This is a genomic window from Catenuloplanes nepalensis (assembly GCF_030811575.1).
Lineage (GTDB): Bacteria > Actinomycetota > Actinomycetes > Mycobacteriales > Micromonosporaceae > Catenuloplanes > Catenuloplanes nepalensis.
Map to the genome: position 1 here is coordinate 1,308,403 of NZ_JAUSRA010000001.1, position 15,122 is coordinate 1,323,524.

At 71.3% G+C, this 15,122-nt stretch carries 13 protein-coding genes; all 13 read right to left on the reverse strand.

From position 1 onward, the window contains the following. Positions 1-101 precede the first annotated feature (101 nt). On the reverse strand, positions 102-1,598 hold the full coding sequence (locus J2S43_RS05495) for a DUF3560 domain-containing protein (protein WP_306827469.1): 1,497 nt from the start codon (positions 1,596-1,598) through the stop codon (positions 102-104). 355 nt (positions 1,599-1,953) lie between these two features. Then, on the reverse strand, positions 1,954-2,772 hold the full coding sequence (locus tag J2S43_RS05500) for a hypothetical protein (protein WP_306827470.1): 819 nt from the start codon (positions 2,770-2,772) through the stop codon (positions 1,954-1,956). Between the two features lie 87 nt (positions 2,773-2,859). Further along, positions 2,860-3,072 (reverse strand): hypothetical protein, encoded by a 213-nt coding sequence (locus J2S43_RS05505; RefSeq protein ID WP_306827471.1) that lies wholly within the window; start codon positions 3,070-3,072, stop codon positions 2,860-2,862. Then, positions 3,069-4,061: a hypothetical protein gene (locus tag J2S43_RS05510; RefSeq protein ID WP_306827472.1), complete on the reverse strand. Its 993-nt coding sequence runs from the start codon at positions 4,059-4,061 to the stop codon at positions 3,069-3,071. The genes J2S43_RS05505 and J2S43_RS05510 overlap by 4 nt, the downstream gene beginning before the upstream one ends. A gap of 49 nt (positions 4,062-4,110) precedes the next feature. Further along, positions 4,111-4,539: a hypothetical protein gene (locus J2S43_RS05515; protein WP_306827473.1), complete on the reverse strand. Its 429-nt coding sequence runs from the start codon at positions 4,537-4,539 to the stop codon at positions 4,111-4,113. 252 nt (positions 4,540-4,791) lie between these two features. Next, on the reverse strand, positions 4,792-6,696 hold the full coding sequence (locus J2S43_RS05520; RefSeq protein WP_306827474.1) for a ParB/RepB/Spo0J family partition protein: 1,905 nt from the start codon (positions 6,694-6,696) through the stop codon (positions 4,792-4,794). 271 nt (positions 6,697-6,967) lie between these two features. Next, positions 6,968-7,945 carry a class I SAM-dependent methyltransferase gene (locus J2S43_RS05525; protein WP_306827475.1) on the reverse strand — a complete coding sequence of 326 codons (978 nt, stop codon included), beginning with the start codon at positions 7,943-7,945 and terminating at the stop codon, positions 6,968-6,970. Positions 7,946-8,320: 375 nt separating this feature from the next. Then, positions 8,321-9,295: a DUF4192 domain-containing protein gene (locus tag J2S43_RS05530; protein WP_306827476.1), complete on the reverse strand. Its 975-nt coding sequence runs from the start codon at positions 9,293-9,295 to the stop codon at positions 8,321-8,323. A gap of 565 nt (positions 9,296-9,860) precedes the next feature. Further along, positions 9,861-10,910: a DNA-processing protein DprA gene (locus tag J2S43_RS05535; RefSeq protein ID WP_306827477.1), complete on the reverse strand. Its 1,050-nt coding sequence runs from the start codon at positions 10,908-10,910 to the stop codon at positions 9,861-9,863. 176 nt (positions 10,911-11,086) lie between these two features. Further along, the gene (locus J2S43_RS05540) at positions 11,087-11,695 is read right to left on the reverse strand and encodes a hypothetical protein (RefSeq protein ID WP_306827478.1); all 609 of its coding nucleotides are present in this window, start codon (positions 11,693-11,695) and stop codon (positions 11,087-11,089) included. Beyond that, positions 11,688-12,104 carry a hypothetical protein gene (locus J2S43_RS05545; RefSeq protein WP_306827479.1) on the reverse strand — a complete coding sequence of 139 codons (417 nt, stop codon included), beginning with the start codon at positions 12,102-12,104 and terminating at the stop codon, positions 11,688-11,690. Before J2S43_RS05545 ends, J2S43_RS05540 begins: the two co-directional genes overlap by 8 nt. Before the next feature lie 540 nt (positions 12,105-12,644). Next, positions 12,645-13,817: a hypothetical protein gene (locus tag J2S43_RS05550; RefSeq protein WP_306827480.1), complete on the reverse strand. Its 1,173-nt coding sequence runs from the start codon at positions 13,815-13,817 to the stop codon at positions 12,645-12,647. A gap of 456 nt (positions 13,818-14,273) precedes the next feature. After that, positions 14,274-15,002: a GGDEF domain-containing protein gene (locus J2S43_RS05555; protein WP_306827481.1), complete on the reverse strand. Its 729-nt coding sequence runs from the start codon at positions 15,000-15,002 to the stop codon at positions 14,274-14,276. Between the last annotated feature and the right edge of the window lie 120 nt (positions 15,003-15,122).

Here is a 15,122-nt window from a genome sequence, read left to right on the forward strand (position 1 = left end):
GTGGTGCCGGCTTCGGCCGTGCACAGCGCCTCGCGGCGAGGGCGGGATCCGCGGGACGGGGTGTGTCGGGTGCGGATCCCGCTGGTCGCGTCGGCGGGACGTCAGCGTGGTGGGCAGCAGTGCACGGCCAGCCACTGGTGGGTCTTGAACGCGCGGTCGGTGCCGTCGGCGAGCGTCACGGTGACCCAGGTGCCGCTGTCGCGGCGGTCCTCGGTGGCGCTGACGGCGGTGACGGGACCGGCGAAGGAGCGCCACAGTGTCCGGCCGGACATGCCGCGGTCCCAGACACCGGCGATGATGTCACCGGTGTGCAGGTCTTGCGGGTGACGGTCGACGGGTTCGCCGGTGGGCATCCGCCATGCGGGTTGGCGTGGGTCGATACTGATCGACGCGGCGATGTCCGTCACGCTGTCACCAGCCTGAAGCTGGTGGAGGACGGACAGGTAGGCGATGGCGAGCCGCCTGTGGTCCGTCAGGGTACCGGGCTCGTCCGGGCCGGGCGTGAAGGCGCGGACCTCGGGGTCGCCGGCGGTGATCGGCAGGCCGTGCACGATCCGCTGCGCGTAGCCGACATGGGTGGTGTGTAGCTGCGCTGCGGGATCGTGACCGGCGGCGCCTGCGGCGCGCAGATGCCGGGCCCATCGCGCGACGGCGATCGCGTCGGCCTCGGGCCACGGCTCGCCGTGCGGGGTGTCCCACTGCATTCCGTCGCGGCGGCGCCCGAAGATCGTGTCGTATGGGGCCTTCTTCGGCCAGTCGTCGCGGTCGAGGCTGACGCTTTTGCGGTTGACCCGGTTGACCCGGTACCAGCCGGTGCCGCTGACGTTGATCACGTCGCCCGTGGCGATCGTGTCCGGTCCCCAGGCCACGAAGTCGCCGGCGGTGGCGAGGCCGTCGAGTTTTGCCTTCTGGTGGGCGATGTCCTCGCCCAGCCGCGCGATTTCCCGTCGTGCGTTGTCGCACCACGTGGTGGGGGCGGAGGCGCCGGCGGTGTCGAGGTGGCGTTGCCACTGCCGTTGCCGGGCCTGAAGCTGTTCGACGCGGCGCATGATCACGCGCGGGTTCTCGGCGGCTGCGGCGTGCGCCCGGACCGCGTCGGCCCGGTCGGTGAGGTGTTGCGCGTACCGGTCCTCCGCGCGTGCGATGTCGTGATGCGTCTGGGCGCGTTCACGGCGGTGGCGGTCGGCGGCGTAGGAATGGTGGTCGGTGAGCAGCGGCTGGCCGGTGGGGATCCCGTCGAGGAGCCTGCGTGCGGCGGCGTCTCGGGACTCGCGCCGTCCGTGCGCGAGTGCGGCGCGTTCGTTCAGCCGCTCGGCCCGCTGTGCGGCGCGGGCGTCACGGTCGGCCTCCCGCTCCGCTGCCGGCCGCGGGGTGTTGTCGATCCGGACGGTGACGTCGAAGCCGTGCTCGCGTAGCGCCGTCGCGGCAGCGTCGATGCGCCACTGCTGCGCGTCGTGGTCGCGGCTGCCTCGGATGTAGATGCCGACACGGCCGGAGTACCGGAAGTCGTACTGGGTGACGATTTCCCAGACGCCGTCGCCGCGGACGGAGCCGCTGAGGATGGTGCCGTCGGCATGGGTGTGGGTGATGGTGATCAACAGGTCCTCGTTCCTGCCTGGACGTCAGGCATGCGGAAGCGCCCGGCCCCGCGACGGCGGGGACCGGGCGCGGACGATCGGACTGGGACGGCTGCGCGGTGCGCGCGGCGCGCCGTCGGCTGCGCCCGGTGTGGTGGCAGCCGATGTGCCCGTCGGGGCGATGAGAGGATCGAGCCCTTCTGTGCTCTTCGCCGGTGCGTGTAGCTGAGGCCGCAGCGTCAGCGTCGGATCCGCTGCCGTGCAGGGTCCGTCGTGGCGATCCTCGCCTGGTCCGGGAAGATGCCGGCCGCCCGGATTCGACTGGGCTGAACGCTGTGGCTGTGATGCAGATGCGGAAGAGGCGCGGCCGGGTCGGCTAGCGTGTAGAGGGGGTCCAAGGCTGCGACGACCAGGAGCCCGGCTGTGGCGCGTCGAAGGGGAAGCTCGGCTCGTGCGTGTGGTGGAGAGCGCCGGTGTCGGCAGATGCGGGTCGCCATCGGGTGCCGGCGTCGGTGGTGGCGTGGCAGCCTGCGACGGTGCAGTGGCGCTGTTCGCCGTGGAAGATGACGCTGACGCCGGAGCCGTCTTCGGCGCTGACGCGTAGGGCGAACGGGCCGTCGCGGTGCACGACGGCTCGGCTGCCCCACGGGATGGTGAACAGGGCGGCGAGCTGCCGTCGCCAGCTTGCGGAGGCGTCGTGGTGCCGGGCCGAGCTGGAGCCGTAGGTGTCGGCGAGCGCCTGGATGTGGGCTTCGCAGGCCGCGATTTCCTCAGCGGCTTCACGGCTGACCTGAAGGCGCATCATGTGCGGTCGTCCGTCACCGGGCGTCAGGTGCGGGGCGGCGACGTCGGGGTCGTCGTAGGACGAAGGCATGACGTTGCCCAGTTCCAGGCCCAGCTCGATGGTGGAGCCCCAGAGGTGGGCGCGGTCCGTCATGGCCGTCGCGATCGCCGTCCACTGCGTCTGCGGGATGGCGATCTGCCGTCGGTCGAGCGGTCTGGACGGTCCGTGACTGTCGTAGGTGTCGTTGAGGTCGGCCAGGAGCGCGTCGAACACGGCGGCGGCCACGCTGTGCAGCAGGGTCGGCAGGTCAGGGCTGCGGTTGATACGCCAGCCCACGTATTCGAGTTCGGCGGCGGTGAGCGGCCGTCGGACATGGTGGGGGGATATCGCCGGTACGGAGAGAACGGGCACGCGGGTTTCCTTCCATGACAAGGAAGCCCCCGGCGCCGGGCGCCGGGGGCTTCGACAGGGGCACGCGGAGGCGGCCGGGCCGGCGGGTCAGTGCGGGCCGGTGGCTGCCGGATGGCTCTGGCCGGGGTCTTGGACTTGGCCCCAGCCGAGAAGGTCCATGCGCCGTTTCGCCACGGCGCGGATGGTCTCCGCGGTGAACGCGGCCACGTCGTCGAGGTCGCCGTAGGCGCACTGATATGCGGCCTCGTCGACCAGGACGGCGACGCGCACTACCACCCGCCTGGCAGGCGACGCGGTCATGACTGCGCCTCCCGGATCGAGCGGAACACCGCGACGCGGTGGTCGTGAAGCCGCACGTCGTGCGCCTGCGTACTGAACAGGTCCCTGGAGAAGGTGTCGAGGTCGAACAGATGCAGGGGGATGCCGGCTTGGGTCAGCGCGGTGGTCCAGCCGTGCCGGTCGCGTTCGGCGGTGGCGAACGCGCGGCGGCTGTCGTACACCCCGGCGTATGAGCTGGTGAACGCGTCAACGATCTGCGCGGCCGTGAGATCCGTGGCAGTGACGCCCTCATGGTGCAGCCAGTCACCGATCGCCCACGCCGGCAGATGGGACGCGCCGGCGAGCTGTTCGATGGCGCACAACGTCGGCAGATCGAACGTCGGTCGCTTCCGGCCGTAGTCGCCATAGCCGGAGGCGTTGATGATGAGGATCTGCGCGAGCGGGCCGGTGTCCGGTGAGGTGCTGCCGGAATCGATGGCGTGTGTGACGGCGAGCAGGTGACGCAGGCTGTCGGTGAGGTCGGCGGTGATGCCGGCCCACCAGGTGAGAGTGGGATCGTCGGCGGCCGCGACGAGGATCCGCGTGCCGGTGTCGAGCGGGGTCGGTTCTTGCCCGCCGGTGCGCTGTTCCCGGTGGTCGCGCAGCTTCGCCAGTTCGTAGACGGCGTGTCTGCTCAGGTGGGACAGGGCGTGGACGGCTTGCTGCTGGTGGGCCTTCTGATAGGCGGTCAGTTGTGCCGCCGGGGTGACGACCGTGGCGTCGTAGGTGAGCCACGCGACCGGGGTGCGGTCACTGCTGACCACGTAGAAGATGGTGTCGCCGGTGACGGGCGTGCCCGGTGGCGGGTAGAGGCTGGCGTGCAGCGTGTCGGCTGCCTCGGCAGTGAGGGTGCCCGGTGGGATAGCGACGCCGGTGTCGTAGCGAAGGCAGTGACCGATGAGCCGGCCGGCGTCGACGGGACCGAGAGCGGAGATGCACTGCCATGCGCGTTCCAGGGTGTAGCGGGGCATGCGAGTCCTTCCGGTGGAATCGGTCGAGGTCCAGGTATGGGGATGAAGGTCAGCGCCGTCGGGTTCGCGGAGTCCACTGCAGCTCCGCGGGCACGGAACTGGCCCAGGTCATCGGCATGGGATCCAGGACCGGACGGCCATCGACGGTGATGGCCAGGCCGTAGTCGTCACGGTCAGCGATGTCGCCGGCGCTGGTGATCGCCACGGTCAGCTCCCCGGTGCCGTCCGTGGTCTGCGCGACGCGGACGGTGTACGGGCCGGCGGTGATCGTTGCGGTGAATAGTCCGTGCCGGTCTTCGCGCAGATCGGTGGTGAACTCCCACGTCTCGGCCAGCAACGGCCGGCCGCTGCCCTCGATCAGCCGGCACAACAGCTCCGCTATGTCAGCGCCCGAGGGCTCGTGCATCGTGTTGAGGTAGGCGGTCAGCGTGTCGACCAGCACGGTGTCCGGGTGCTCGTCGGGGATCTCGGTGGTCATGCCGCCGGCTCGATGCAGACGGGAAGCGTCGCGATCTTCTGGTGTGCGCGGCGGTCGGCTATGGCGGCGCCGCAGCCAGCGGTGCCAGACAACAGACCGATATGGGTGTCGATCACGGCGGGAAGGTCCCTCCGGGTACGGGCGACGGTGGGAGCAGAGGCACCCAGCGTGCGAAAGGGCTTCAAGGACGCGAAGCGTCGCGGGACCGGTGCCGTACGACACCGGTCCCGCGACGCGAGAGGCACGAGGCGGTCAATCGGTGGTGCGCGCCTCGACCGGTGCGGCCACCGGGTGGTTCGCGTCGTCGACGCCTTCGGCATCGAGCTGGCCCGCGAGGATGGGCGCGGTGCCGTCTACCGCGGTGGCGGTGTGTCCGACGTCGGCGCCGTCCACCGGGTCTTCGTCCGCGGCGTCCGAGACCGCTGCGGAGTCGATGGGAAGGTCATGGTCGCCGGCCGCGCCGTCCTCGTCGCCGTCGTCCTCGTCCTCGACCTGCTCGTCGGTGTCCTCATCGTCCTCGTCGTCGGGCTTGGTCAGGGACTGGTAGACGGTGAGTTCGGCGTCGGTCAGCGGGTAACCCTCCGCGGTCAGGCGGTCGTACCAGCTGACGGCTGCCTCCTTGTCCAGGTTGTACTGGTAGGTCTGGGTGGTGTAGGCGAGGTTGGCTTCCTGCTGACACACCCAGCGGGCGACCAGCGAGCGCCGCAGCCGGTCCTCACCGGCGATGGCGAGGGCCTCGGCGTCGGAGCCGCCGAGCGCCTTGTACAGCTCGTCGAGGTCATCTCCGCGGTGGAGACTCCGCCTGGTGACCGCCGCGCGCAGGGCCTCGAGCCAGAGCTTGCGGGCCGCTTTCGCGGTGCCGTATGTGGCCTGGAGGAAGTCGTGGCGTACCCCGGCATCCAGCTCCAGCTGCTCGCGGCGCTCGGCCTCACGCTGCTCCTTCGCAGCCTGCGCGGCCGCCTGCTCCGGGCTCAGCCCGTACCGTGACGGCTTCGGGCGCTTGGCGTAGCCGTACGCGGCCGGGTCCTCGCAGTACACCACCGTGCGGGCCTGGGAACCCACCTTCTCGACGAACGCGGCGAAGCCCGGCAGCGTCTTGACCTGCTCGCCATCGAGGGGGTTGCCGTCGGCGTCGACGAGGTCGCCGGCGGCGATCGCCGGGCTGTCGTAGCCGAACCCGGCGGGCTTGCCGGTGGCCTTCACCCCGTCCAGGACCAGGGTTGCCTTGGCCCGCTCCTTCGCCGCGGCGTAGTCACGCTTGTCCCGCTCGGAGGCCAGCGCCTGCTTGAACCGCCACTCGTCGCCGAGTTCGCGCAGCAGCCGCTCGCTGGCACGGGGCGCGTCCTTGAACTCCTCCAGCGCCATCGCCTGGTCCAGAGTGAGGGTGCCTGCGTTCAGGGCGCGCTGCGCGGCCTTCGGCAGTTCCCGTGCGCGTAACGCGGTGTGCACCGTGCTGGTCGGTACCGACCGGACGGCCGCGATGTCGGCGGCCGACCAGCCTTCGAGAGTGAGTTGGTGGTAGGCGTCGGCTTCCTCGGTGGGTGTCAGCCCGTCGCGGTGGCTGTTCTCCAGCAGCATGCCCATGATCTGGCGTGCCGCGCTCTCGTCGGGAACGATCCAGCACGGCACCCACGGCCGTCCGGCCGCGATCGCGGCGTGCTTGCGGCGGTGCCCCATGAAGATGACGAACTGCTCCTCAGCCGCCGGCTGGTGCGTCGCGCCGGGTTCGAGAAGCGCTGCGATCTGCTCGTCGGTGAGCGCGCTGATCGGTGTGCCCGGCGGCTCGTTCGCGGCCGCCGGCGGAAGGGTGGCGGCAGCGGTGGTACCGGCCGGCGTGGCGATGACTACCAGCGGCACCAAGACCCCGAAGGCCGTGATGGAGGTGGTCAGGTCGCTGAGGTCGCCGAGGTCCTTGCGCGGGTTGTGCGGGTTGTCGCGCAGCTGGTGGGGGTCCAGGCGGCCGGCCCGGATCGGAGGCAGGTCCGCGTCGTCACCCAGGTTGAGGCGCAACGGACCGGTCACGATGTCGCCCGTGACGACGTCCCCGAGGGGCGCGGCCGGCTCCAGGTCGGTGCCGGGCTGGGCAGGCGGGCTGTCAGCGAGGTCGTCGTCGTACGACGGGTCGGTGCCGTTCGGAGGCAGGACGGTGGTGGTCACGATGCGTTCCCTTCACAGAGAGAAGTGATCGGCACCCCGGCGAAGGGCGCCGGGGCGGGGCTGGCCCGATCCGGAAAGGGCCGGCCGTTAGGCGCCGACCCGCACGACCCACCCCTGGCCGGTAAGGCCGCACCGGGTGGCGGCTGACGGGGGTGGGTCTTGCGGGGCAAGCCGCGGTCGGCCAGGATCGAGGGCCAGTACCCGCGTCCGGCGTCAGAGCCGGACGCCGGCAGCCGCCATCACGCGCCGTGGTGGCGGCCGTGGTGGGATTTCAGAGCGCGGCGAGTGCCGGCGCAGGGCGGAGCCAGTGTGTGCGGGCGCGTGCCAGCGCGGTGCGGTAGCGGTCGCCGTCGCTGCCGCAGGCGCGGCACAACCCGACCGATGGGCCGGCCAGCCCGTACTGGTCCGGGTGGAGGCTGACGCCGGCGGAGAAGCTGCCGAGGACGCCGTCGGGATCGTGGTCCCCGTCGTCGAAGCCCCACAGCAGCCATCGGCACACCACGCACCGGCCGCGGTAGCGCAGCACCCGGTCAGATCCGGTCCCGGCGCTGTGCCAGATCTGCGCCGACGCGGACATGACCGCGGCCGCGGTGAGCACAGGGGTATACACGCGGACGGGTGCGCCGGTGCCGACGCCGAGCAAATACTCAGGGCTGCCGGTGCGTAACGGCGTGGTGACCCGTACGATCCGGGTGTCGGCGGACGTCTCTAGAACTCGGGCGGGCAGTAGTTCATGGCTGCCGTGCTGTTCCACGAACTGCCGCGCGTCACGGTCGGTACCGACGCTGCGGTGGGTGAACCGGCCGGGGACGACTGCGGCCAACCGGCCACCGGGACGCAGTAGCCGCCAGGCCAGACGCAAGTGTTCGAACCACACATCCGCCTGCCCCGGCAGCATGAACGGTGGGTCCATGACGATCCCGTCGAAGCCCACGTGGCCGCGGATCGCGGTGCTGGCGTACTTCTCGAACGTGGTCACGTGCACCTGCACCGCGCCGGCGGCCGTGGGACGTCGCGCCGCACACGCCGCGGCGCGGAACGGGTCCGGTTCGACAGCGGTCACGGTGACGGCGGGGTTCGCGCGGAGGATCGCCGCTACCAGCGTGCCGTCGCCGGCGGACGGTACGAGTATCCGGGCGCCGGCGGGCAGCCAGGGCAGGTCGTGATGTGGCGGCCCGCAGAGCAGGTCGGCGAGCTGGTCCGGGGTACGCCCACGCCCGGGCGTCGTACGCGCCGTCCGGGGAGGCACGCCCGGGTGTGCGGGCACAGGTATGCGCCGGCCGGCGACCTGATCGCCGCTGATGGCATCTGCGGTGAAGCTTGGGGCGGTGACCTCCCGTGGGTCTGTGGCCCGGCGGGGACGAGTTCGTGGTGCGGTGCGATGGAGCATGAGAACCTCCGGCTCACATGACGAATCGGCCGCCTGCGGCATCCGCTGCCCGGCCGCAACGGGCCGGAGAGCGGCCACTCAGAAAAAGGGGAACGCGAGCGGCCAGGGCCCTTCGCGGCGCGTCGATGCCGGCGTGCGATGGCGCGGGCACGGATGCGGCAGCACGCGAAACGCGGCGGTCCGGTGTAACGACTGCGGAGGCCGCACCGGCACCGGTTGAAGGGGTAGCGCTGGTTACGAGCTCTGCGTCCCGCCGTCGGCAGAATCGGCTGGCAGGGCCGGCCAGTGACCGACGAGTTCCCAGGCGGGAAGACCTGCTTCGAGACCGGCGACGATCAGCAGGGCGAGGGTGTAGCACGGGTAGGCGGCCACCGCGCGTTGTGCGGCGGCCCGAGCCAGGGTGGACTCGCCGCGCAACCAGCAACACCATGCGGCCAGAGCGGCGGGCGCGGCGACATACTGGTCGGGCACCCGGCGTGTCACGTCAAGCCACAGGTTCCGCTGCCACATCAGGCCGCTGGTCGCCTGCCACGCCAGATCGCGCACCGGAGGCAGCATCAGCGCCTGCGCCAGGCCGGCAACCTGTCCGTCGCTGAGCCGTATCCCGGTTTCCGCGCGGTCCAGCAGTGCACGCAGGTCCTGGATGGACTGCAGGGACGCACGATCAGGGCGGTCCGCGGAGGCCGGCGACGACATGGCGGCGCTGATCGCGGTCTGGGCGGCCGGGTCCGGCTGGACCTGGGCGATCACTGCATCACGCGACGGCAGGGCGGTCAGGCCGTCCACGGTGGCGAGGGCCGCGACGGCGGTAGCTGCCGGATCGATCGGGAGACCGGTCCTGGCCGTGCACGTGCAGTGCGGGCTGAGGCAGTAGTAGCGACCGTCGGCCACCAGCAGGCTGTAGACCGACCGGATGCGTTCGGCCAGCGCGACGGTGACCTGCCCGATCTGCCCGCGTGCGGACTGCGGGCCGTACCCGACGACGATGACAGTGTCCGCGTTGCGGTACGCCGCGGCCTTGGCCAGGTCGTCGATGATCACGTCGGCTGGGGTGCCGAGGTCGGCCCGGGCGGCGCCTCGCGCCCGGTGACCGGCATCGAGCATCAGGGCGACGAGACTGTCACTGGGATGGAAGCCGAGCAGATAGGGCACCATCCCGAGCATGTCCGCGGGAGTGCGAATGACATACGACGACATGGAATCCGACATCGGGAACTCCTTGCAGGGCTGGAGGACACTGAGTGCCCGGCGGGGTCAGATCCGCCGGGCGGACAGCGCCCGCCGCCCCGTCCCGGCCGGGTTGAGGCGGCGGCCAGGTGCGGGAGGCGCCCGGGGCGGGCCACGCTGTCCCGATGCGCGTACCGGCCCGATAGCCCGCAGACAGGCCAGGGACGCGCCCGCGCGCCGCCACCGGCGGCGAGGACTCAGCGGTCGCGGGTGTGACGGTGACGGCGCGGGGTCGCCGCGCCCTTGCCGGGCAAGGGCGGGGACGGTACAAGCGCGAACGGGCAGCAGCGCCCGACCCGCTGCGACCCGGCACGACGCTGAGGTCGCCGTGCGACGGCGGCGGCCGAGCGGTACATGCTCCGGGCCCTCGCTGAACGCGGAGCCGGCAAGGCGTGCGACGGCGCCAGCATTGGTGTGAGGGCCGGCTGGCTTGCCGCGCTGATGCGCCTGTCGGGATGGCGGGGGTGGACGCCGAGGTGCGTGAGTGGCGCATCGCAACCGTTCAGCTGCTACGCCGTGAGTAATCGTGTGGCGCTCGACCGCCGATTCAGGTCAGCCCGTCTGAAGCGGGGTGTGTGTGGTGGGCGCTGGCTGGGGTGTGGGGGAGAAGCGCCTCCAGGATGTGCGGGACACCGGTGACCAGCTTCGCTTGCGGGTGGGCGCGCAGCAGTTCGTGGCTGCCGGCCGAGAGCGCTGAGGTCACCGGTCCGGGAACTACCATCGCTGCTCTGCCCAGGGCGAGCACCGATTGCATCATCTGCGCCGAGCCGCTGCGAACGGCCGCCTCGACTACGACCGTGCCGCGGGTGGCGGCGGCTATGAGCCAGTTACGGGCGAGGAAGCGGTGCCGGAGAGGTTCGGTACCGAACGGCCATTCGCTGATCAACAGGCCGTCGTCGGCGATGCGTGCGAACATGGCGGCGTTGCCGGCCGGGTACGGCCGGTCGACGCCGCAGGGCAGTACCGCAACGGTGCGCCCGCCGGCGGCCATCGTCGCGTGGTGCGCCGCCGTTTCGATCCCGTACGCGCCGCCGGCGACGATAGTCCAGCCACGTGCGGCCATCTCGGAGGCGATGCCGGCCGCGACCGTGGTGCCGTAGTGGGTGGCCGCCCGCGCTCCTACGACGGCCACCGATCTGTCGAACGCCTCACGCAGTGGCCATGCACCGCGCACCCAGAGACACAACGGTGGCCGGACATGCACATGGGCCGGGCCGAGCGCGTCGGGTGCGAGGCCGGCGAGCGCGTTGAGGCGCACGGGCCATTCATCGTCGGCGGGCGTCACGATGCGGGTCCCGAGCTGCTGCGCGTGGTGCAGTGCCTCAACGGCGATGCGCTGCGCGTCACGGTCGGCTGCTGTGGCGCGGCGCGCGTTGGTCAGCACGATGTCCGGTACATCGCCGCGCACGACCAGGTCGAGCGTGGCGGGGGCACCGTGCTGCTCGACCAGCGACCAGACGGTGTGGTCTCCCGGCTCGGTCAGCCAGGTGAGCGCCACCCGTGCGGCCCGATCGCTATCACGGGCGGGTGCCGTGGCGGGCAAAGCGCCGGTGCGGTCGGCTGGGCCCGGATGCTGGTTATCGCTGAAGGTGCTCATACGACTCTCCTTGGGGAGTGAGCGGCGGGCTCGGAAGGGTGCGGTGTGGATCGCCGTGCCGCCAGGCCGGTCGCTGCACGCACGGCGTTGGCCGCCGCCCTGCGGAGTGAACGTGCTACCGGTTCCGGTGGCCGGCAGACTCAAGCGGTGACTCCTACCGCAGGCGTATCGGCGCGTCAGCCCACCGGTGGGGCGGCCATCGATCCGTCGATGCTCACGGTGGCGCCCACCCTTGCCGGGAAGCGGCCGGTGCTGGTCTCGCCGCCGGGCCGCGGCGGTATGGGCGCATCGGTCCGGGCTCTGCGGCCGATGAGTCGCAGAGGAGCACGCCGGGTGCCTGCGGGCCGGGATTCGTGTCTCTCGGACAGGACGTTGACGAAGTCCACGTCGGAGGCGAAGGCGACGTAGTCGCCGCGCAGGATGGTGCCGCCGAGCCGGTCGCAGCAGCCCACCACCACCGGATACCAGCCGGTCAAGACGGCGGTGACGATATGACCGCAGGACAGGGCCAGGTCGAACACGCACAGCCGGTGCACGTCCTCGTCCTCACCGTCCTCGACGTCGGCCGGGCCCAGAGTGGTCGGCGTCGGCGTGCAGGGACGGCAGATAGGCCCCAGGTCGGGTTGGTAGCCGGCGTCGCACTCCTCGCACACGATGCGCAGGCAGTGCCGGCATTCATCGGAGGCGGTGGTCTGCAGGCTCGTGCCGCAGAAACCGCACGGGCCGTTCAGGCAGCCGTCGGTGTGCAGACCCGGGCGGTGGCGGTGGCACGGGTGATCACGCATCGCTGGCTCGGCGCAGGTGCTGGCTGATGGTCACGGCCGTCAGCAGACATCCTGGGGCGACGTGCGGGGTGCCGATGCGTAGCCAGCCGAATGGTTCGCACGCCAGCCACGTCGTGCGGCCTTCGACGGTGACCGAGAGAACGTCACCGACGGACAGCGATCGCAGACGCCGCTGCCGGTACAGACAGGCGAGCGGGAACGCTGCCCCGGCGCCGGGCGTCGTGTGGTCGCGCTCCAAGGCATCGAGATCGATATTGAAGGTGCGGAACGTCCACCCGGCGACCTGTTCGGCAGAGGTGCCGTCCGGCAGGTCACAGGCGAACGTGAAGACGAGCGTGAGCGGATTGTCGGGTTGACGCGGCATGAACGGCGTCTTCGCGTGGTGCACAGCGACCTGGTACAGGGTCATGGAAGCTCCTTGAAGCGGATGGCGGCTGGCGGCCGCGAGAGGCTGGCGCGCGGCCTCGCGAGGCGAGAACGGATCGTCACGGCGCGACCGCGTGCTGGCCCGCCGGCACCGGGCCGGCCCGGACAGCCGGGCGGCAAGGCATTAGGGACGAGAAAATCTCTGGCCGCAGGCCAAGATGTTCTGTCCCGCCTTGCGCCCGGCCCAGGCCGGGCCACCGTGCCTGGCCAGCATCGGGCGCTGGAGAAGGCCGCCCGAGGACGGGATCGCGCTCACCTGCGTCGATGGCGTGAGCGTGACGCGGCGCAGCCCGCTACAGGATTGCCGCTGCGGCCGGCGTGGAGCGACCGGTTGAGGCGCTCCACCCGTAGGCCTTGCAGGGCTCGCCTGAGCCATGCAAAGGCAGGTGAGGGCCGAGACGTGTGCGGATACGGGCCAGCAGCACGAGGCCGGTACTGGACCGGCTGGCGGACGACGGCCCGAGTCAGTGACCGCGCGGCGCTGCGCGGTGGCCCGTCCGGTGCTGAACTCTGGAGTAGCGGATCACGGCTGCGCCCCACCGTTGCGCGCCCGGGTCAGGTATTGCCAGCCGCGGTGGCTCCACACCTGCCAGGCGATGCCGCCGCCACGACGCACGGGATAGGTGCTGACGCGGTCACGCAGTGCGGCGCGGAAGCCGAGGTCGCGGGGAACACCGAACACCGCGACGACCTCGACGATGTCACCGGCGTCGTCGAGCAGGCGCACGAGGACACCGTCGCGGCCGCGCGCGGCCGCGATCGCGACGGTCAGGTAGTTCTCGGTGACCAGGGCGGCGATGACAGCGGTTTCGGTGACGGGTCTGCCGTGGCGGCGACAAGCCCGCACGAACTCGTGTAGCCCATCACGGTCCAGCGCGGTGGTGTGGAGCGACACGTTCGTCGCACCACCGTTCCCTAGGTTCTTGACACTTCCTACGATGGCACCGTCGAGCACGAGGTCGGCGGTGAAGGCCATCCCCGATGCCGTGGTGGCCCGGCTCAGGACGGTTGCGGTGAGCCGGTCATGGGGCATCCGCATACCGGAGGTGTGGACGAGTTCGACATAGAGTTGGTGCTGACCGGCGGCCGGAAGCTCACCGACGATGCGATCACAGTCGGTCGGAGCGACCGCGGTCCAGCACCACGACCAGCCCATCACGACGTACCGGCCCTCCGGGTCAGGGCTGCAACGCTCGATGGCGGGCTCGTCGTAGGCGGCACTGCTGTCGACGACAAGGTCCTCACCGTCGAACCACATCGGCGGGCATGCCTCATCGACGGCGTGCCTCAGGTCGTCACCGGTACGCCCGAGAGCGGCGAAGTGAGCCCGCTCGCGGTCGCGCATCCGGGATTGGTCGGCGACGATCGCTTCGGCGACCTGCCGGGTGCAGGAGAACACGGCCCATCCGTTCCACGTGTCGATGAACACGCCAGCGAACCCGACCGGGATCCTCGGGCGGCCGTCTCCGTTGTCGGTCCACGCCCAGTCGCCAGCGAAGACGCCTGCGCCTCCGATACGCAGCCGTTCGGGGTCGAGGTGCGCGAGGTCGCCGACCGCCGCGGCGGCCTGTTGCGGGCCGGCGGCGTGCGCGCCGTCTGGAGCGCTCTGCCGGTGTGGGCTGGTGGCGCGCGCGGCCGGATCACCGGTGCCGGCAGATCCAAGATCGCGCTGCTGCGGTGCGACGTGCGAAGCCATGCTGGTCACTCCTTGACTGGGTACGGGGAGACAACGCCGTCGGCACGCCCAGAGGCGATACGAGGCGTGACGTGCGTGCGAGCAGGTACAACAGGTGTGGAGGCGCGCCTGCGAGAGGGGCGGCGCAGGGCGGCGGTAATCGCTGTGCCAGATCACCAAGCGCCTCGGGTGACCGCGGGCGAGAAGGTGCGGCGGCCGAGCCGGCGCTCCGCGCTCGCGGAGGCCGGCGATCTGCTGAAGCGTCACGCGCGGGAGCGACCGGTGTGTTGCGCCTGCGCCGGTCCGCGCGTGACCGAGGACTACACGGGTGACTATCGGTGATCGGGCGCGGACGCCGGCAGCAGTGAGACTGCAGGCGGCTCGACGACAGCCCGGCCGGATGAGGCCCACCACGCCTCGTCCCGGCCGGCGCCCCTCCGCGGCAGCATCCGCGCGGGGCGGCGTCGACGGTGCGAGTCAGGCCGGCGCGGGACTAGACGTACGGGTGGCGATCCGGTATCCGCGCGGCACCGTGCGGCGGAACCGCAGGCCGTGGCGTGCGTTCCCCATCCTGCTGCGGTGGTCACGGGCATGCCGGCGTAGCGACGGCAGACGGGGATAGGTCATACCTGCTCGGTAGATGACCGGCCGGCCACGTCGTTTCGCATGGTAGAGCGCGATGTCGGCCTGCGAGAGGGCGCGGGTGATCGGCGTGGTGGCCGGAACGGCGGCGATCCCGACGCTGACGCGCACGGTCGCCGGGCGGCTGCCGGACACCGTGAGCGGTGCGGCGAGGGCGGCGACGATGACGGTGATGTCGAGGTGCTGAGGGATGAGGATGGCGAACTCGTCCCCGCCCAGCCGGCCGGCGATGCCGCCGGTCGTGTGCAGCAGGTCCCGGATCCGTGTGCCCAGAGCGGCGAGAACGAGGTCGCCGGTGGGATGGCCGTACTGGTCGTTGATAGCCTTGAACGCGTCGACGTCGATGATCATCAGTCGGCGGTCGATGCCTGATTCGGCACGGTACGCGTCCTCGATACCGCCGCGATTGAGTAGGCCGGTGAGCCGGTCGTGGTCGGCGCGGTGTGCGGTGACGGCCACCTGCCGGCGTAGCCGTCTGAGGGTGCGGCGGCTGGCTATCTGGTGGCACGCGGCGCCGAGGGCGGCCGCGACGAGTAGCGGGATCAGGCGGTTGACGTGCGTCATGGCGTTACTCCACGGCTGATGCAGGTCAGGCCCGCACCGTCACGGTGCGGGCCTGACCTGCGACGGTCAAAGAGGGGATGACGTCACCGGCCGTGCGGCAGGCCGGGGGCCGGCCGGCGG